Below are 18,670 nucleotides of genomic sequence, written 5' to 3'. Positions count from 1 at the left end.
CAGACCCGGGCCCTCAGGCCAGCGCCACCTCGATGCGGCGTGGCTTGGCCTCTTCGGACTTGGGAATGTTCAACCGAAGCACCCCGTTGTCGAGTTTTGCCTCGATTTTTCCGGGATCCAGCTCCCGGCTCAGGGTGAAGGTTCGGCGGTACAGCGGGTTCAGCACCTCGCCGTAGATCAGGGTCATGTCGGCCCCCACCGGCGCCGCCGCGGCCCCTTCAATCACCAGGTTGTCGCCGTCCACCCGCACTGCCAGCCGGTCCTTGGCCACACCGGGCAGGTCGGCGAGCACGGTAAAGCCGGCATCGTCTTCAAAAATATCCACAGGCGGCAGCACCGCCGTCGTACGTTGCGCCAAGGCGCCCTGCGCACTGTCGGGGCCGCTCTGGACGGAAGGCGCCACATCGCGGGCGGGGTTGCTCTGGCTCAAAGCTGTGTTCTGGTTCATCACATGCTCCTTGAAAAAGTAACAGGTTCAGGGGTTTCAGTGAATCTGGATCTGGCGCGGCTTCGACGACTCGCGGCGCGCCACCGTGACGCGCAACAGGCCATCGCGGTAGGTCGCACTGATGGCCGCAGGGTCGGCGTCTTCGGGCAGCGAGATCACGCGCCGGAAAGCGCCCTCGAAACGCTCCTTGGCGTAAACCGCCACCTTGTCATTGGCCGGCTGTTCTGCCTTGCGTTCTCCGGCCATGACCAGCAGGCCCTTGTCGACAGTGAGCTGCAGCGCGGCGGGGTCCAGGCCAGGCGCCAGCGCCAGCACCTCGATCGCCTCGGGCGTGCTGCCCACATTGATCACCGGGAAGGTGTTGCGCGGCATCGCGCGTATGCTGCTGGCGCCGTCGGGCCGGAAAACCTGCTCGAAGCTCTGCTGCAGGCGGTTGAGGTCGGCGAAGATGTCGCCGTACAGGTTCAATCCATTCATGATGACAATCTCCTTTTCTGAAAATTGTGAAGGGACACACACCATCAGGTGGGCTGCCGGGCCGCCGGACGGGCCGTGGCGCCACGGCAAACGCAGCCACCGCACCGCGGCGACCGCCCTGACGGCACTGACGTATTGGCGCTTTGCAGGCTTTCAAGAGGCTGCGGCCAGAAATTTTGGGGGGCGGGTCGCTGCCGTCGGGCAGTGATCGGGCACCTCTGCATCGGCGGTCTGGCCGATGGCAGGTCCGGGCGCGCGGGCCCTGTGCTCAGCCCTCGCGGGGCGGTCTCGGAATTTTCTTGAAACGCACCAGGCGGTCGGTTTCTATCCTGTCCTTCTTGACCTGCCGCTCGGCGTCGAGCAGTTGGCCGGCGGCCAGCCACTGGGCGAACTCTTCGGGCGTTTCCAGCGTGACGCGGCCCAGCGTGGCGGCGCGGAATTCGTAAATCACGATCTCCGCGGCCTTCTGCAGGTTCACACGGCCTTTGCTGAGCACCGCGCCGCGTTTTCGGCCGATCTCCTCGAGCAGTTGCTCGTCGGTGATGCCCGGCGTCAGCTTGAGCTTGTAGCGCGCCTCCAGCAGGGCCGGGTAGGCCTGGATCAGGTAGTCCAGCAGTTCCAGCGCGACCTCTTCCTCGTTGAAGGCATTGCGGCCAATGGCGCCGCTGGCGGCCAGGTTGTAGCCGCTTTTGGCGACGATGATGCGGGGCCACAACATGCCCGGCGTGTCCCACAGGTAAAACCCGTCGGCCAGCACGATGCGCTGCTCGAGCTTGGTGATGCCGGCTTCGTCGCCGGTTTTGGTGGCGCGTTTGCCGGTCAGGGTGTTGATCAGCGTCGACTTGCCGACGTTGGGAATGCCGCAGATCAGCACCCGCATGGGTTTGACCATGCTGCCGCGCGTGGGCGCCAGCGCATGGCAGGCGTCGATCAGCCGACGCGCCGGCGTGGTTTCGCTGGCGTCAAGCGCAATCGCGCTGGTGCCGGGCAGGCTGTTGTAATGCGCGAGCCACAGCGGCGTGCGCGCCGGGTCGGCCAGGTCCTGCTTGTTGAGCACCTTGAGCGCGGGCTTGGCGCCGGTCAGTTCGGCCAGCATGGGGTTGGCACTGGAGCCGGGCAGGCGCGCGTCCAGCAGCTCGATGACCACATCAATCTCCTTGATGCGCTCACTGATCGCCTTCTTGGTCAGGTGCATGTGACCGGGGAACCACTGGATTGCCATTGTCTGGATACGCTTTCTGTTCGTTGCTCGGGCGCGGGCTGCGCGATGCAGCCGGCCAGCAGGGATTGTCACCCACCCGGGCGACCGGGCCTGACAGGCAGACCGTCTCCCCGCCTACGCGGCAACCGGCCCCGGCAGCGCAAGATGACACACCGGCCGCACCCTGCGGCCTTTACCCCATTTTCACCGCACGGCCGCGGCCGCGCTTTCAAGGAGACCCCATGAAGATACTGATGGTTTTGACCTCACACGACCAGCTCGGCGACACCGGCAAAAAAACCGGCTTCTGGCTGGAGGAATTTGCAGCCCCCTACTACGTCTTCAAGGACGCGGGTGCCGAGATCACGCTGGCCTCCCCCCAGGGCGGGCAGCCGCCGCTGGACCCGAAGAGCGACGCCCCGGACGCGCAGACCGACGCCACCCGCCGCTTCAAGGAAGATGCCCAGGCTCAGCAGGCCCTGGCGCACACCGTGAAGCTGGCCGGCCTGAAGGAGGCGGACTTTGACGCCGTGTTCTACCCCGGCGGCCACGGCCCCCTTTGGGACCTGGCCGAAGACAGGGACTCGATCGGGCTGATCGAGCGCATGTTCGCCGCCGGCAAACCGGTGGCGGCGGTCTGCCACGCGCCCGGTGTGTTGCGCCATGTGAAGGCTGCCGACGGCGCGCCGCTGGTGCAGGGCAAAAAGGTCGCGGGTTTTACCAACACCGAGGAAGCCGCGGCGCAGCTTACCGATGTCGTGCCTTTCCTGGTGGAGGACATGCTGCGCAACCACGGCGGCAACTACAGCAAGGGCGCCGACTGGCAGTCTTACGTGGTGAGCGACGCCCATCTGATCACCGGTCAGAACCCGGCGTCCTCCGAAGCGGCGGCGCATGAAGTGCTGCGCCAGCTGGCCACCCGGACGGCCTGAAGCCGCGGGCGGCTTTGCGCAAGCCGCCGGCTACAGCGCGACCGCGGCCTCGCGGCTGGGCAAACCCAGCCGGTCGGGCGAGACATACTGCTGGCGGTAGATCTCGAAGGGCATGGTGTCGGCCGCTTCGATTTTCTTCTGCTCCGCAATGGACTGGCGCGACAGCGCCTCGAACGCGGCCTGCTGCTCGGCGGAAAACGGCAGGCCGAGCAGCGCCTCTTTGGTCAGGGCCGACCGCTCGCGCGCAAACGCCACAAACGAATTCTCGTGGTCCTTCGCCATGGCCGCCAGCACACGGGCCGACGGCAGGGTGGCGGGGTCCAGCAGCGCCGCCTCGGCAGCCCGCAAGGTGTCGCTGTACTGCGTGCCACCACCGTTCGCCGCATCCAGCGCCGCGGCAATCGGAGCGCACTGCGCCACCACCTCGGCACCCCAGCCGGTCAGCGACACCTCGCGCCCGCCGCGCTTGAGCAGCAAGCCGCTCTGGCGTCCGCGCGCTGCCGTGTGGTGCTGGTTGTGCTTGAGTTCGGCAATTTCCTGCGGCGTGTCGGGCGGGCTGTCGCTGAGCAGGCAGTGAAGCAAAAACACATCGAGAAAACGCATGGTCTGGGCGTTGATGCCGACCGGCTCAAACGGGTCCAGGTCCATCAGGCGCACTTCGATGTATTCGACGCCGCGCTCGCGCAGCGCATGCAGTGGACGCTCGCCCGGAAAGATCACCCGTTTGGGCCGGATCGTCCCATAGAACTCGTTTTCAATCTGCAGCAAGGTGGTGGCGAGCTGGTTGTAGTCGCCGCCGGGGTTCTGGATGCCCACCGCTTCATAGGCCGGGTAAGGCCGGGTCAGCGCGTCCTGAAGCGAGGCGCCGTACCCCTCCAGGCTGTTGTAGCTGACGGCCAGCGAGGCCTGCGCATCGCTCTGGTAACCCAGGCGCCCCATGCGCAGCGAGGTGCCGTGCGGCATGTACATGGTGCTGCCCGAGAGCTGCTGCAGCTCGTGCTGGCGCCCGGCCACAAAGGTCGAACAGACGGCCGGCGAAGCTCCGAAAAGGTAAAGCAGCAAAAACGCATGGCGGCGGAAATTGCGGATCAGCGCAAAGTACTGCTCGCTGGTCACGTCGGGCAGCGACCAGTTGTAGTGAATGCCCGAGATGGTCTGCATGCGCCGGCCATAACGGTGCGACAGGCCCATGCGGTAGACGCTTTTGGCGCGTCCGACGTTGGACGAGCCAAAACGCGCGATCGGGATGGTTTCGTCGGTCGGCAGGCCGCAGGGCATGCTGGAGACCCAGAGCATTTCGTCGCCGACGGCCTGCATTGCGCGGTAGGTGAACTGGTGGATCTGCGTAAGCTCACGCAGCGCGGCGTCCGCGCCGTCGCCCAAGCCTTTGTGCGCGGCGGTGACCAGTTCGACCTGGGACTCGCTGAAGTCGGTGGTGATGCAGGGGTGCGTCAGGGCCGAGCCGAGCGCGGCCGGATGCGGCGTCAGTGCCAGCGCGCCGCCGGGCTGGGCGCGCAGGCTTTCCTTCTCGATGCCGCGGCGCATGCCTTTCAGCCTGGCAGGGCCGAGCGCCTGGAGGCGGTCTCCCAGAAGCGCGGCAGATCGCGCATGCAAGCTGGTCATAAAGTTCTTCCCTCTGAATCGTTCGTGGCGTGCAAGGTATCACAGGCCGGGCTTGTTTGCAGGCGGTGCGGCCTGGCGGCACGTCCCTGCGCGTCAGGTTGCCCGGCAGGCCATGCCAGGCACCCGCAGCGCACTATGGTTTTCATAGCTGCTTGCGCCCGCCCTGATTGGGCCAGCACATGATTTCATTTAAAAATACAGCCGGCTGCAGCATGCGGGCCAAAAACCCGGCGCGCCGCCATGTCGGGAAAGCCCTTACGGCTGCCGGATTTCGCGCGGGACGTTAGGACAACACCTTCAGCAGCCACCGGTTCATGTCGGCGATCTCCTCCATGCAGACCGAGTGCTCCATGTCGTACTCGTGCCAGTCCACCGGATAACCCAGCGCCGCCAGCGCGTCGCGCGTGCCGCTGGCTGCCGCCAGCGGCACCACGCCGTCGCGCTTGCCGTGCGCCAGGAAAACCGGCAGACCTTCGTTGGCCGGACTGCGCTCTGCCGCCACGGTATGCGCCAGCGGCAGGTAACCCGACAGGCCCATGATGCCGGCGAGGCGTTCGGGATAACGCAGGCCCGTCATCAGCGCCATCGCGCAGCCCTGGGAAAAACCGGCCACCACGATGCGGCTCGCGGGGATGCCGCGCGAGGTTTCGCGGTCTATCAATGTGTTGATGGCGGCCTGGGTCTGGCGCATGCCGGCTTCGTCCTGGCCCGCCGTCAGGTTGGCGCCCAGGATGTCGTACCACGCCGGCATCTGGTAGCCGGCGTTGATGGTGACGGGAATCACCGGCGCGTGGGGAAACAGGAAGCGCACCGGACCCACGCTGGACAAATCGAGCTGTTCGGCCACAGGAACAAAATCGCGGCCATCGGCGCCCAGGCCGTGCATGATCAGGATGGTGGCGACGGGCTGCTCGCCCGTCTGGGCTTCGGTAACTTCAAGAGACATGGGTGGACCCGGTAGTCGGTGGGAAAGCCACTGATTTTAAGTGCTGGCCGCTTCCCGGGCGCAGCAGCCGGCTTTAGCCGCAATGCCCCGGCCCGCCTCGCGGTCAAACGCTTGTCGCCACGGGACGGTTGTTGCTAGCATCTGGCGTCAGCATTTTCTGACGCGCACTGGACATGGGAGATTCGCATGAAACTCATCCTTGCTGCCGCGGCCCTGGCCGCCTCGTCACTGGCCCTGGCCCACAACTGCCCCAACGAAATGAAGGCGATAGACGCCAAACTCGCCAGCAACCCCAAGCTGTCGGCCGCCGACATGGGCAAGGTCAAGGCCTTGCGCGCCGAAGGGGAGACCTTCCACAAGGCCGGCAAACACGACGAATCGATGAAGGCCCTGGGCGACGCCAAAAAACTGCTGGGCCTGTGAGCCCGCTGTTGTCAGCGCCTGAGCGCGGCCAGCCGCGCTGACAGACCGGCCTGCGCGTTGAGTTCGCCGTACCAGAGACGGTAGCCCGCATCGCTGGGGTGCAGCCCGTCGCTGGCGTTGAGTTCTTTGGGACGTTGCGCGAACGGATCGTCGGCCTTGTTCTTGAACAGGTTGACATACACAGCGCCGTTGTCGGTGGCTGCCTGCCGCACAAAACGGTGCAGGTTTTCCGAGCGGCGTGTCATGAGCCAGGACCAGGGCGCAAAGAAAAACGGCGCGCTGCCGACATTGCCCGCAGGCATGAACACCACCAGCCGGGCGCGCACGCGCGCCAGTTCCGCGGTGCGGGCGATGTCCTGCTCCAGTTGCGCAGCGCCGGTGAAGCGGATCACGTCGTTGCCGCCGCCGAGCACGAGGATGGCGTCAAAGCGCTGCTGGCCTTCGAGCTGGCCGACGATATCGGCAAACCTCGCGCCATCCCGCGCGCGGTTGACGATGGTCAGCTGCGGATGGTCACGCGCAATCAGGCCGGCGATGCTGGTAGCCGGCGACGAGGCGCCCGTGCCCACCGCGGTGCTGTCACCCACCACCAGCAGGCTGGCCGTGGCCTGGGCGGGCGAGACTTCAAACGGCTCGCTTTGCCGGGCCAGTGTCACCGACTGCCCGACGCGCCAGGCGGCGCAGCCGGTGGTGGCCAGCACGGCCAGGGCGGCCAGCACGCCGAGCGCGCCCAGCAGGTGGGGACGGCGCAGCTTCATCAGCCGCCCCGGTTCAGCCAGGTGATGCTGAGCTGCAGCACCGTCGCAAACAGCACCCACAGCAGGTAGGGAATGTTGACCCCCACGACCCAGCGCGCCCGCTGCCGGATGGCCGCCATGGCCCAGACCAGCGTGCCCAGCGCCAGCAGGATGTCGAGGCTGGCCAGTGCGTTGTTTTTGAGGCCGAACTGGATGGGCGTGTAGGCCAGGTTGGCCAGCAGGTTCAGGATGAATGGCAACAACACGCGAAACGGCAGGCGGCGCTTGAGGTATTGCAGCAGCACAAAACCGAAGCTGACGGCGATGATGATGTAAAGAACCGTCCACACCGGGCCGAACACCCCGGCCGGTGGCGCAAAAAAAGGCTTGTCCAACTGGGCGTACCAGGCGGCGCTGCTGCTGCTGTCCATGAAAATCCTTCGAAAAAAAACCGTGGCGCGATCGGGTTGACGACGTGTTGGCGACGCGTTGACATCGCGATGACTGTTTTTAGCACCCGACCCGCCATGGCAAAAGCACCCGGCGCTGATCCTCGGGTAGGACGTGACCGCGAAGCCAGGCGGCCAGAACGTCCACCTGAAGCGGCTACCATGGCAGCTTGACCGCCCTGCCGGTCGCGCACGATTTTTTCCTCTCATGACGACACCTCCTGTCCCTGCCAGCCCCGATGCGGCCCAGGCGATCTTTTCTGCGCTGCAACAGCGGGCCGCCGACGCGGGCATGTTGTTGCGGGCGCCGCCGGCCGAGCCCACCACCTGCTGCGGCCGCGGTTGCAACGGCTGCGTGTGGGAAAGTTACTACGTTGCGGCCGCCTGGTGGCAGGAAGAAGCACTGCACAGGCTGGAGGCTTGACTTGCCTTCCCACATGGACGACCATCAATTGACAAGCCGGCAATGAAAGGCCAGAGCACTCTGGTCACGACCGGCGGCGAAGGGTGCACCACATGAGACAAGTGTTCGAGCGACTGCTGGGACTGAAGAACAAGACGGCGGACAGTCCGGATTCCGGGCCGAAACCGGCGCCCCGCACACCAGCGGCGAACACCCGCGACAGCCAGCACACCATCGAGGACAACTCCGACAACGGCACGCGCCGCCAGCTCGTGCAGATGCTGCTGCGCGACTGCCTGCGCAGGCATGGCATTGCGCCGGACTGGGTGGAGTGCCAGATGCTGGTGGTCAACAGCCGCAGCCGCGGCCCGGGCATGTATGTGCGGCTGGTGCTGCGGCATTGGGACACCCGCCTGATGACCTATGCCTTCGCTTTCCAGAACGAGCTGCTCGCCGCCATCACCCAGTTCGAGCCGCAATCCGCCAACTGGCTGCACGGTATTTCCTGGGAATTCAAGGTCGGGGACAGCTGCCCTTACCCCACCATGCCCGACCCGGCCATCTGGGGGCCGCCGGCCCTGGCTGCTGCTGCAGCCTCCACGGCCGCGCCTGCCGGGCTTCCCGCCGCTGACATTGAAGACGACGTGATGCGCGACCTGAAGGACCTGCAGAACATGTTTGCGGCACGCGACGCCAGCATCGAGCAGGAGGCGGCAGCCGGCGCTCACACCGACTTCCAGCCGACGCAGCCTTCCGGGCTGGGTTAGGGAAGGCCAGGCTCCCGCCAGATGTCTGACCAAGGCGGCCTGCTCGGCCTGTGCATCAAATCGGCCTACAGCCCATATTCCACGTGCGCAAACAGCTATTTATTTGATAGCAAATAACGTGCAACACGGCGCCAGCCAGCGTATCGACTGACACAAGAACCGGCCACCGGCCTGCGCTGCAGGCACGGCGGCCGGCGGACAATGACCTCTTTGAAAGGCCTGCGCATGAACACCGCCCTGAAATACGCCCTCGCTGCCCTGCTGCCTGCCTTGTCCGGCGGCCAGGCGCTGGCCTGCTACACCGTCTACAACCGCGCCAACCAGGTGATCTACCATGCCGCGCAGGCCCCGGTGGACATGCGTTACCAGTTGCACCAGACCCTGCCCGCGATTTTTCCGGGCGGCCACATGGTGTTTTCCATCACGGACACCTCGTGCCCGCCGGTCAACCTGACGCGCAGCAATGTCAGGGATTCGGCAGGTGGCAGCGTGGCTTACGCGGCCGGCCCCGGCGAAGCCATGATGTCGCCGCGAAACCGGCCTTACAAACAAGCCCGGAACTGACGAGAGGCCGCCGGAAGAATTCGCGCGCTGGCCTGTGTCAACAGCCTGAAGTCTTTCGGCCCGGATCGCCGAACCGCGCTCAGGACGGCCGCAGCGGGGCAAGCTGCTCGCCCTTACCGGATGCCCCGGAACTGCCTGTCCAGGTTGCGGTGGCTTGTTGCCGGCACGGCCAGCAAGGCTGAACGCCTTCCCGGCCAGACCGGCCGTGGCAAGGACGCAGGCACCCGAAGCTCGGGATAGTCATGGTCATCATGGACCGCCCTGGCCGCAAAATGCCAGACAACGCCACAAGCGATGCGCCGCAGCGCTATCGCTATATCACTTGGTTCTGGACGCGGGGATCAGGGTCCCAAACACGGACTGCAGGGAGCGCGTTTCCGGCAGCACGTACACCACGCCCGGGTCGGTACCCAAGGCCGGTTTGAGCACCGAGTCGTAGAAAGTCGCAGGCAGGTTGATGCAGCCGAAGGAAATGCGATTGTCAGCGGGCGTCGCCGACGCAAGCCGCTCAAGCCGGCGTTCCTTCTTGTTGTTGGCCCGCACCCGGTGCATGGAAACAGCCGCGTCGTAGTCCACCCAGACGATGTCTTCGCCCGACATGTTCACGCCAGGGCTGGACTCGAAACGTCCGGCCGGCGTGGTGCGCTCGTGCGGAAGAATGGCTGCCATCTGGCGCTCGCCGATGCCCGGGACCGAGTCATCGCCCCGGGCCGATCCCATCAATGCCGGGCTGGCGCCGCTGAGTTTTCCGTCGGGATGGAACACGAACAACTTGGCGTGCTGCTTGTCCACAATCACAAAGTGCATGCCCGCATGATTGCCCGAGGCCATCACCCAGTCCGCCATCTGGCGCACAGGCGGTGCAGCGGCCTCCGAGCCGAAATTCGCCACCTGCAGCGCCCGGGCCAGGGCCGGCACGGCGGTTTTCGACCGCTCGATCGAGATCGCCTGTACAGGCAATAACAAGGCTACCCCGGCGAAAAACAGGCACGCCCCCTTGAGGACGACGTCGGTCCGGAACGGATGCGTGCTGTTCATGCCAGGAGGATAGCAGTTGAAGTTGTCTGCGCGCGGCTGCGGGAAACGAAAGGGCGTTAACCCGGATTCCCCGCAGGAACCCCGCGCAGCAAGCTGGCTTTAGTTGCGGTCAGCGCGCGGCTTGCGAACCACTGCGGTGCGTTTTGCAGGCGCGGGGGTGCTGGCTTGCGCGGTGCTGGTGTCCATGGTCGAAGCCGCAGGCTGAGCCTGAACTTGAACCGGTGCCTGAGGCTGAGCTTGAGCCGCGGGGGTGGTTGGGATTTTCATCTGGGCAGCACCCTGTTTGTTGGTCTCGCCGGGGGCGCCGGGCATAGTGCCCGACTTTGTCTGTGCCTGTGCAAAAGCAAAACCACCGGCGGTCACCAGTGCGATGGCCGTGATGGCGGAAGTCAGCGAGCGATTGAAATTCATGGGGAGTTCCTGGGACAAAAATCCGGTGAAGGATGTTGGGTGGTAGCCGACCGGCTGGCCGACTGCTTCCAGCATAAAAGTCCGGTCTTGATCTGGCAGTGGGCGGCCGTCGTGAGCGCCTGTAGGACATCCGGGCCGCCGGCCGTCAGCGCATGGCGTGCCGGCTCGCACACGCCTGCCAGGACAGGCCGCACCGTCCCTCGCAGGACAAGACTGACACCGGCTGTCAGCATTGGCCTGCACCGGTGTCTGCGCCCGCTGCAAACACTGGCAACGTGCCTGCCGGGTTCGCGTTACCAAGACAGGTATCGGACTTCCGCCCTTCGGCGAAACGTCGGAACATTGTCCAGCGAACCCGGCGGCATCCTTGGCCGCCGCCCCTCGCGTCTTTATCGCGTTCTTCTCGCGTCTCAGGCCGGCGTTCTGCTCGCCATGGCCTTGCCGACCTCGTTGCTGCCTTGCGCAGCCCCGCTTTGCGGCACCATTTCGCCAGCACGTTCGGTCACCTCGGCCAGCCGCGCGGCCAGTGCTTCCGGCACCTGTTCGCCCGTGCTCAGGAAGACGCCCTGGGTCAGCGTGATGTGGGCCGCCTCGAAGGTGCCGGCCCCTGCGCAGAGAATGGTCCGTGTCGGCGCATCCTGCGACGCCAGCACCAGCATGGCCGGCACCACCGCTTCGGGCTGCAGCGCCTGCAGCACCTCTTCGGGCATCAGCCCCTCGGTCATGCGCGTGGCCGCCGTCGGTGCCAGGCAGTTGATACGAATGTCGTTTTTCGCGCCCTCGATGGCGAGTGTCTGCATCAGCCCGACCAGCGCCATCTTGGCCGCACCGTAGTTCGACTGGCCGAAGTTGCCATACAGACCCGACGACGAGGTGGTCATCACGATGCGGCCGTATTTCTGCGCCGCCATGATGTCCCACACGGCCTTGCTGCAATGCACGGCGCCCATCAGGTGCACGTTCATCACCAGCGCGAAGTCGGCCAGGTCCATCTTGGCAAAACTCTTGTCACGCAGGATGCCGGCGTTGTTGACGAGGATGTCGACGCGGCCCCAGGCGTCCATGGCCTGCTGCACCATGGCCTGCACCGCCGCAAAGTCGGTGACCGAGGCGCCGTTGGCAATGGCCTCGCCACCGGCCGCGCGGATCTCGGCCACCACCGCGTCGGCGGCACTGACCGAGCCGCCCGAACCGTCGCGCGCGCCGCCCAGGTCGTTGACCAGCACCTTCGCGCCGCGCCTGGCCAGGGCCAGCGCATGTTGCCGGCCCAGTCCGCCGCCTGCGCCCGTGACGATGGCCACCCGGCCCTTGAAATCAATACCCATTTGCTTGTCCTTGTCGTGTTGGTGATGCCTGGTCTGCCGCAAGTCTGATAGCCTAACCACACTGCACTGGCAAACCAGGTCGTACTGTACTGGACCGTCCCGCCTCCCCCTGAAAGCCGCCATGGAACTGAACCTCGAAACCGTCACCACTCCGCCGCGTCCGGCCGCCACCGTGGTGCTGCTGCGTGATGCGCCCGCGGGTCTGGAAGTGTTCCTCATGAAGCGCCACGGACTGTCCGACGTGCTGGGCGGCGCCTATGTGTTTCCCGGCGGCAAGATCGACGCCGCCGACGCCGAGCTGGACATGGCGGCCCACCTGGACCAGCCGCTGGACCGGCTGCATGCCGGGCTGAACGAGCCCGGCATCGACCTGCGCACGGCCGGCGCCGTGTATGTGGCGGCGCTGCGCGAGGCCTTCGAGGAGTCGGGCGTGTTGTTCGCCCAGGGCCCTGCCCTGCCCGGCCTGGCCGACCAGGCGGCCGCGCTGCTGCGCGAAGGCCACGGCTTCAATGCCGTGCTGGCCCGCATGGCCTTGCGCCTGCAGACACTCAACGTCGTGCCATGGTCACGCTGGATCACCCCCGTCACGCCCTCGGTGACCAACAAGCGTTTCGATGCACGTTTTTTCGTGGCGGCGGTGCCCGGCGGCCAGTTGGCCAGCCACGACAATTTCGAAACCACCGAGAGCATCTGGCTGAGCCCACGCCACGCGCTGCAGCAGTACTGGGACCGCCAGATCGAGCTGGCGCCGCCGCAGATCATGAGTCTGGCGCACCTGTCGCGCCACGCGGGTGTGGAGAGTGTGCTGGCCGAGGCCCGCGGGCGCCGGCCACCGGTGATCCAGCCCGAGCCCTTCGAGCACGAAGGCAGCCGGGTGATCTGTTATCCCGGCGATGCGCGCCACTCAGTGCGCGAGCAGGCCCTGCCCGGCCCCACGCGCCTGAGCTACCGCAACCGGCGCTTCGAACCCGACGCCGGCTTCGAGGCCCTGTTAGGCTAAAGCTGCCGCGAGCCAGCGGGAGATGGCAGCCGGTTGGTTGACGGTGCGCAGCGACTGGAAAGCCAGCTCCGCCTCGGGATAACGGCGGCGCAAAAAATTGAGCCACTGCTTCAGGCGGCCGGCGCGCGAGTGTGCATCGAGTCGGCTGCAGACCAGCTCCCAGAACTGGGCGATCAGCGGCAGCAGCGTGTCCCAGGCCAGGCCCGCGTGCTGGCCGCCGCCGCGGATGGCCAGCGCCAGACCCGGATCGGCCACCGCACCGCGGCCCAGCATCAGCATCTCGCAGCCCGAGGCCTGCCGGCACAGGCGCGCATCGTCGACCGTCCAGATCTCGCCGTTGGCCACCACCGGAATGCGCACCGCCGCGCGGATGTCGGCAATACGTTCCCAGTAGGCCGGCGGCCGGTAGGCCTGCGCCTTGGTGCGCGCATGCACCACCAGCTCGTCGGCGCCGCTGTCGGCAATCGCCAGCGCGCAGTCAATCGCCTTGCTGTCGTCGTTGAAGCCCAGGCGCATCTTGGCCGACACCGGCAGGTGCGCCGGCACCGCGCGCCGCACGGCCGACACGATGGCCGCAATCGTGTCGGGTTCCTCCAGCAGCGCGGCGCCGCCGCCGTGGCGGTTGACCACCTTGGCCGGGCAGCCGAAGTTGAGATCGATGCCGGCCGGTCCCAGCGCGGCGAGCCGGGCAGCGTTCTCGGCCAGGCACACCGGATCGGAGCCCAGCAGTTGCGCACGCACCGGCACACCCGCCAGCGTGCGCCCACCCGTGTGCAACTCGGGCACGATGCGCGTGAAGACGCGTTCGGGCAGCAGCTGGTCGGTGATGCGGATGAACTCGGACACGCAGCGGTCAATGCCGCCGGAACGCGTCAGGATGTCGCGCAGCACGAAGTCGAGCAAGCCCTCCATCGGGGCGAGCAGGATGGTTTTGACTAGGGGAGAATGGGCAGGCGCAGGCTGAAACAAGATGCAGCTGTTTTAACAGATGGCCGGCGCGGAGCGCCCGGAGAGCCGGGTTGCCCTTTTTTTCATAACAAAAAACGCCTCCAGCCCAGCCCCCACGGGCGCAAGAAGCTATGAATTAGATAGCATGAGAACGTCCGGGGTTACTCTTCCCCAGCAGGGGCCGCGGGTCCGGCTCCGCCGGCCCGCAGGCGCCTGTCCCCTGCAAGGGGAAAAGGCGCTCCACGCAGTGAGCGCCGATAAGGGTGTGCCAGGTCAGGCCCAGCCGCCACCCAGGGCGCGTATCAGACCCACCGTGGCCAGGTATTGCGCGGCGCGCACCTGCAGCGCCTGCCGGCGGTTGCGCAATTCGCTGCGCTGGGCATCCAGCACTTCCAGCTGGCTGACCAGCCCGTTGCGGTAACGCGAGTCCGACAGCACGGTGGCGCGGCTGCTTGACGCCACAGAGCGCGACTGCGCTTCGGACTGCTCGGCCAGCAGGCGCAGGGCCGAGAGCTGGTCCTCCACATCCCTGAAGGCGACCAGGATCTGCTCGCGGTAGTTGGCCAGCGCGATATCGAATTCGGCATTCGCGTTCTGCACGCCCGCTTCACGTCGGCCGCCGTCAAAAATCGGCAGCGACAGCAGCGCACCCACACCCCAGGCGCGGGTGGACATCCTGAACAGGTCGCCGATCTCGGGCGCGGCATAACCGCCGCTGGCCGTCAATGAAAAGACGGGAAACCAGGCGGCTTTGGCCACACCGACACGCGCCTGCGCCGCCTGCATGCTGCTCTGCGCGGCCGACACATCGGGCCGGCGCACCAGCACCGTGCTGGGCACACCGGCCGGAATCACCGGCAGCGCTGTGGCCCAGTCGGCCGGCGCGAGCTGGAAGCTGGAGGCCACCGCGCCGACCAGCACGGCCAGCGCATGTTCGAGCTCGGCGCGGCGCCGGTCCAGTGCCAGTGCCTCCGACTCGGTAGCCGCCACTTCGGTGCGCACACGCGCCACGTCCAGCTCGGCCACGTCACCTTCCCTGAAACGCACCTCGGTCAAACGCAGGGTGTCGCGGTAGGCGTGCAAGGTGTCCCGCACCAGCGCGCGTTCGGTGTCGAGGGCGCGCAGGTTGAGGTAGGTCTGCGCGACGTCGGCCTGTACCAGCAGTTGTGTGCTGCGCAGCAGGGCTTCGCGTGACTGCGCATCCAGCGAGGCCGCATCCGAAGCCCCCGCCAGCCTGCCGAACAGGTCCAGCTCGTAGGAAAAATTGGCGCCGATGCTCACCACGGTTTTCGGCCGGTTGGCGGCCGTGGCATCGGTCTGGCGGACCGCGCCTGCCCCCAGGCCGAGCTGGGGCGAACGGTCGGCATCGGCGGAACGTGCGATCGCACGGGCCTGCGCCAGCCGGCCGGCGGCGACCGACAGGCTGTTGTTGTTGCGGCTGGCCTGCGCCACCAGCTGGTCCAGCACCGGGTCGGCAAACACCTTCCACCACTGCGCCTGGTACGGGGCAGCGGGAGCGGCCGCAACCGCCTGGCTCTCCCTGAACAGGGTCGGGGTCACCGGCAGGCTGGAGGGGTCGATGGACGGGGGACGGGTTGCGCAGCCTGCCAGCACCAGCGCAGCCATCAGCGGCAGCACGCGGGCCGTGGAAAAAAAGGGGGTCATGCTCATCACTCCTGGGTCATGTGTAGGTGTTGTCATTCATGGTGTTTCCGGGCTGCGGCGGGCTGGGCCTGCGCCGCCGCACCACCGCCCGTGGCGTGGCTGCTGGCAAAGGCCTCGAGGTGCGGCACTTCGCCATGCAGCTTGAGCGGCCGGTTGCCGGCCATGCGGCGCAGCGCCACATAAAACACCGGCGTGAGGAAGAGACCAAAAGCCGTTACGCCAATCATCCCGGCGAACACCGCCACACCCATGGCCGAACGCATCTCGGCGCCGGCGCCGGTGGACAGCACCAGCGGCAACACACCCATGACAAAAGCCAGCGAAGTCATCAGGATGGGGCGCAGGCGCAGGCGGCTGGCTTCGATCGCGGCCTGCACCGGCGTGCGGCCGGCGAACTCGAGCTCGCGCGCAAACTCCACGATCAGGATGGCGTTTTTCGCCGACAGGCCGACCAGCACCATGAGGCCGATCTGCGTGAAAACGTTGTTGTCGCCGCCGGACAGCCAGACACCGGTCATCGCGGCCAGCAGGCTCATGGGCACGATCAGGATGATCGCAATCGGCAGGGTCAGGCTCTCATACTGCGCGGCCAGCACCAGGAAGACCAGCAGCAGGGCCAGCGGGAACACCAGCACCGCCGAATTGCCGGCCAGAATCTCCTGGTAGGTCAGTTCGGTCCACTCGAAGCCGATGCCCTTGGGCAGCGTTTCCGCCGCAATGCGTTCGATCGCCGCCTGCGCCTGGCCCGACGAGTAGCCTGGTGCGGGCCCGCCGCTGACGTCGGCCGACAGGTAGCCGTTGTAACGCATCGCGCGTTCGGGGCCGAAGCTGGACTGCACCTTCATCAGCGCCGACAGCGGCACCATCTCGCCGGTGGTCGAGCGTACCTGGAGCACGCCCACGTCCTCGGCGCGTGCGCGGTAAGCGGCATCGGCCTGTACGCGGACGCTGTAGGTGCGGCCGAACTTGTTGAAGTCGTTGGCGTACAGGCTGCCCAGGTAGATCTGCATGGTGTCGAAGATGTCGGTCACCGGCACATGCAGCTGCCGCGCCTTGGTACGGTCGATGTCGGCATACAGCTGCGGCACGTTGACCTGCCAGCTGGTGAAGGTGCCGGCGATCTCGGGCGCCTGCGCCACCTTGCCCATGAAGGCCTTCACCGCTGCATCCATCGCGTCGTAACCGAGCGAGGCGCGGTCTTCGAGCTGCAGCTTGAAGCCGCCGGTGGTGCCCAGGCCCTCGACCGGCGGCGGCGGGAACATCACGATGAAGGCGTCCTGGATGCCGGCAAACGCGCCGTTGAGCTGGCCGGCCACCGCGCCGCCGCTCTGGTCGGCTTTCTTGCGCTCGGCAAACGGTTTGAGCGTGGCGAAGACGATGCCGGAGTTCGAGCTGTTGGTGAAGCCATTGATCGACAGGCCGGGAAAGGCAATCGCGTCTTCCACGTTCGGGTTGGCCTTCATGATCTCGCCCATGCGCTGGATCACGTCCTCGGTGCGGTCCAGCGTCGCGCCGTCGGGCAGCTGCGCAAAACCGATCAGGTACTGCTTGTCCTGCGCCGGCACAAAACCGCCGGGCACCAGCTTGAAGACGCCGATCGTTGCCGCCACCAGCACCCCGTACAGCACCAGCATCAGGGTCTTGCGCGAAATGGCGCCCTGGACACCGCTGCTGTAGCCCTGGGCACCGCGGCGGAACAGGCGGTTGAAGCCGGCGAAGAAGCGGCCGAAGACCCGGTCCATGCCGCGCGTCAGCGCATCTTTGGGCGCATCGTGGCTTTTCAGCAGCAACGCGGCTAGCGCCGGCGACAGGGTCAGCGAGTTGATCGCCGAGATGACAGTGGAGATCGCAATCGTGACCGCGAACTGGCGATAGAACTGGCCGGTCAGGCCGCTGATGAAGGCCAGCGGCACAAACACCGCCACCAGCACCAGCGCAATCGCAATGATGGGGCCGGACACCTCGCGCATGGCGCGGTAGGTGGCCTCGCGCGGCGTGAGCCCCGCTTCGATGTTGCGCTCCACGTTTTCCACCACCACGATGGCGTCATCAACCACGATGCCGATCGCCAGCACCAGCCCGAACAGGCTCAGCGCATTGATCGAAAAGCCCAGCAGGTGCAGCACCGCAAAGGTGCCGACCACCGACACCGGCACCGCCAGCAGCGGGATGATGGAGGCGCGCCAGGTCTGCAGGAACAGGATCACCACCAGCACCACCAACGCCACGGCTTCGAGCAAGGTGGTGATCACCGACTGGATGGAGGCGCGCACAAACTGCGTCGGGTCGTAGGCGATGCGGTACTCCACACCTTCGGGCATGTTTTTCGCGAGATCCGCCATGGTCTGGCGCACCGCATCCGAAATCTCCAGCGAGTTGGAGCCAGGCGCCTGGAACACGCCCATGCCGACGGCGGGCTTGTTGTTCAGCAGCGAGCGCAGCGAATAGTCGGCAGCACCCAGCTCCAGGCGGGCGATGTCGCGCAGGCGGGTCACCGCGCCGTCCGCACCGATCTTGACGATGATGTCGCCGAACTCTTCCTCGTTCTGCAGCCGGCCCTGGGCATTGATCGACAGCTGCATGTCCACACCGGCCAGGCCCGGCGAAGCACCGACCACACCTGCCGCCGCCTGTACGTTCTGCCCGCGGATGGCGGCCACCACGTCGCTGGCCGACAGGCCGCGCTGCGCGACTTTCTGCGGATCGAGCCAGACCCGCATCGAGTAGTCGCCGCCGCCGAAAATCTGCACCTGACCCACGCCCTGGATGCGCGCCAGCCGGTCCTTGACATTGAGCACCGCGTAGTTGCGCAGGTAGTTGATGTCGTAGCGGTCGTTGGGCGAGACCAGATGCACCACCATCGTGATGTTGGGCGCGCTCTTGACGGTGGTCACGCCAAGCCGGCGCACTTCCTCGGGCAGGCGCGGCTCGGCCTGCGAGACGCGGTTCTGCACCATCTGCTGCGCCTTGTCGGGGTCGGTGCCGAGCTTGAAGGTCACGGTCAGGGTCATCACACCGTCGGTGGTGGCCTGGCTGCCCATGTAGAGCATGCCCTCGACGCCGTTGATGGCTTCCTCCAGCGGCATGGCCACGGTTTCGGCGATCACTTTCGGATTGGCACCCGGGTACTGGGCACGCACCACCACCGAGGGCGGCGCGACTTCCGGGTACTCGGAGATCGGCAGGCCGCGCAGCGCGACCAGGCCGGCGATCAGCATCAGCAGCGACAACACGCCGGCAAAAATCGGCCGGTCGATAAAAAATCTGGAAAGATTCATGGCAATTCTTCTTGTTCAGGTAAAGGCAGGGGCAG

Annotated in this window: 19 protein-coding genes; 6 read left to right on the top strand and 13 right to left on the bottom strand. The window is 66.4% G+C overall.

The window, feature by feature from the left end; genetic code table 11:
- Positions 1-13 precede the first annotated feature (13 nt).
- The 3 genes from AAG813_RS05995 to ylqF form a co-directional block, all read right to left on the bottom strand.
- Positions 14-448 carry an Hsp20/alpha crystallin family protein gene (locus AAG813_RS05995; RefSeq protein WP_341912853.1) on the bottom strand — a complete coding sequence of 145 codons (435 nt, stop codon included), beginning with the start codon at positions 446-448 and terminating at the stop codon, positions 14-16.
- A gap of 36 nt (positions 449-484) precedes the next feature.
- Positions 485-925, bottom strand: a complete 441-nt coding sequence (locus tag AAG813_RS05990; RefSeq protein ID WP_341912850.1) for an Hsp20/alpha crystallin family protein — start codon at positions 923-925, stop codon at positions 485-487.
- Positions 926-1,193: 268 nt separating this feature from the next.
- The gene (gene ylqF, locus AAG813_RS05985; RefSeq protein ID WP_341912848.1) at positions 1,194-2,147 is read right to left on the bottom strand and encodes a ribosome biogenesis GTPase YlqF; all 954 of its coding nucleotides are present in this window, start codon (positions 2,145-2,147) and stop codon (positions 1,194-1,196) included.
- A gap of 221 nt (positions 2,148-2,368) precedes the next feature.
- Between ylqF and AAG813_RS05980 the strand changes: the two genes are divergently transcribed.
- A complete protein-coding gene (locus AAG813_RS05980; RefSeq protein WP_341912846.1) occupies positions 2,369-3,058 on the top strand; it encodes a type 1 glutamine amidotransferase domain-containing protein in 690 nt (229 codons plus the stop codon).
- Between the two features lie 30 nt (positions 3,059-3,088).
- Here the strand turns inward: AAG813_RS05980 and gshA are convergent, their stop codons facing one another.
- Both gshA and AAG813_RS05970 read right to left on the bottom strand, forming a co-directional pair.
- A complete protein-coding gene (gene gshA, locus AAG813_RS05975) occupies positions 3,089-4,681 on the bottom strand; it encodes a glutamate--cysteine ligase (protein WP_341912844.1) in 1,593 nt (530 codons plus the stop codon).
- 283 nt (positions 4,682-4,964) lie between these two features.
- On the bottom strand, positions 4,965-5,627 hold the full coding sequence (locus tag AAG813_RS05970) for an alpha/beta hydrolase (protein ID WP_341912842.1): 663 nt from the start codon (positions 5,625-5,627) through the stop codon (positions 4,965-4,967).
- Positions 5,628-5,813: 186 nt separating this feature from the next.
- Here AAG813_RS05970 and AAG813_RS05965 point away from each other — a divergent pair, with 186 nt between their 5' ends.
- Positions 5,814-6,050 (top strand): hypothetical protein, encoded by a 237-nt coding sequence (locus AAG813_RS05965; protein ID WP_341912840.1) that lies wholly within the window; start codon positions 5,814-5,816, stop codon positions 6,048-6,050.
- Positions 6,051-6,061: 11 nt separating this feature from the next.
- On the opposite strand, the gene AAG813_RS05960 is transcribed toward AAG813_RS05965, so the two are convergent.
- Together AAG813_RS05960 and AAG813_RS05955 are read right to left on the bottom strand one after the other, a co-directional pair.
- Positions 6,062-6,808: a GDSL-type esterase/lipase family protein gene (locus tag AAG813_RS05960; protein ID WP_341912838.1), complete on the bottom strand. Its 747-nt coding sequence runs from the start codon at positions 6,806-6,808 to the stop codon at positions 6,062-6,064.
- Positions 6,808-7,218, bottom strand: coding sequence for a TspO/MBR family protein (locus AAG813_RS05955; RefSeq protein ID WP_341912836.1), 411 nt, complete (start codon positions 7,216-7,218; stop codon positions 6,808-6,810). Before AAG813_RS05955 ends, AAG813_RS05960 begins: the two co-directional genes overlap by 1 nt.
- Positions 7,219-7,444: 226 nt before the next feature.
- Between AAG813_RS05955 and AAG813_RS05950 the strand changes: the two genes are divergently transcribed.
- The 3 genes from AAG813_RS05950 to AAG813_RS05940 all read left to right on the top strand — a co-directional run bounded on the left by AAG813_RS05950 (position 7,445) and on the right by AAG813_RS05940 (position 8,970).
- Complete coding sequence (locus AAG813_RS05950) at positions 7,445-7,660, top strand: oxidoreductase-like domain-containing protein (RefSeq protein WP_341912833.1); 216 nt, start codon at positions 7,445-7,447, stop codon at positions 7,658-7,660.
- A gap of 92 nt (positions 7,661-7,752) precedes the next feature.
- A complete protein-coding gene (locus tag AAG813_RS05945; RefSeq protein WP_341912831.1) occupies positions 7,753-8,406 on the top strand; it encodes a hypothetical protein in 654 nt (217 codons plus the stop codon).
- Positions 8,407-8,631: 225 nt separating this feature from the next.
- Positions 8,632-8,970: a hypothetical protein gene (locus AAG813_RS05940; protein WP_341912829.1), complete on the top strand. Its 339-nt coding sequence runs from the start codon at positions 8,632-8,634 to the stop codon at positions 8,968-8,970.
- Positions 8,971-9,288: 318 nt separating this feature from the next.
- Here the strand turns inward: AAG813_RS05940 and AAG813_RS05935 are convergent, their stop codons facing one another.
- The 3 genes from AAG813_RS05935 to AAG813_RS05925 form a co-directional block, all read right to left on the bottom strand.
- Positions 9,289-10,008: a hypothetical protein gene (locus AAG813_RS05935; protein WP_341912827.1), complete on the bottom strand. Its 720-nt coding sequence runs from the start codon at positions 10,006-10,008 to the stop codon at positions 9,289-9,291.
- A gap of 99 nt (positions 10,009-10,107) precedes the next feature.
- A complete protein-coding gene (locus tag AAG813_RS05930) occupies positions 10,108-10,419 on the bottom strand; it encodes a hypothetical protein (RefSeq protein ID WP_341912825.1) in 312 nt (103 codons plus the stop codon).
- A gap of 410 nt (positions 10,420-10,829) precedes the next feature.
- Positions 10,830-11,744, bottom strand: a complete 915-nt coding sequence (locus tag AAG813_RS05925) for an SDR family NAD(P)-dependent oxidoreductase (RefSeq protein WP_341912823.1) — start codon at positions 11,742-11,744, stop codon at positions 10,830-10,832.
- Positions 11,745-11,865: 121 nt separating this feature from the next.
- Between AAG813_RS05925 and AAG813_RS05920 the strand changes: the two genes are divergently transcribed.
- Complete coding sequence (locus AAG813_RS05920; protein ID WP_341912820.1) at positions 11,866-12,744, top strand: NUDIX hydrolase; 879 nt, start codon at positions 11,866-11,868, stop codon at positions 12,742-12,744.
- Here AAG813_RS05920 and AAG813_RS05915 read toward each other — a convergent pair.
- The 3 genes from AAG813_RS05915 to AAG813_RS05905 form a co-directional block, all read right to left on the bottom strand.
- Positions 12,736-13,656 carry a tRNA-dihydrouridine synthase gene (locus AAG813_RS05915; protein WP_341912818.1) on the bottom strand — a complete coding sequence of 307 codons (921 nt, stop codon included), beginning with the start codon at positions 13,654-13,656 and terminating at the stop codon, positions 12,736-12,738. The genes AAG813_RS05920 and AAG813_RS05915 overlap by 9 nt on opposite strands.
- Before the next feature lie 309 nt (positions 13,657-13,965).
- On the bottom strand, positions 13,966-15,357 hold the full coding sequence (locus AAG813_RS05910; RefSeq protein WP_341912816.1) for an efflux transporter outer membrane subunit: 1,392 nt from the start codon (positions 15,355-15,357) through the stop codon (positions 13,966-13,968).
- 32 nt (positions 15,358-15,389) lie between these two features.
- Positions 15,390-18,635 (bottom strand): multidrug efflux RND transporter permease subunit, encoded by a 3,246-nt coding sequence (locus AAG813_RS05905; protein WP_341912814.1) that lies wholly within the window; start codon positions 18,633-18,635, stop codon positions 15,390-15,392.
- Positions 18,636-18,670: the final 35 nt, after the last annotated feature.

This window comes from Polaromonas sp. YR568, assembly GCF_943371715.1.
GTDB lineage: Bacteria > Pseudomonadota > Gammaproteobacteria > Burkholderiales > Burkholderiaceae_C > Polaromonas.
This window is presented reverse-complemented; position numbering and strand designations above follow the sequence as displayed.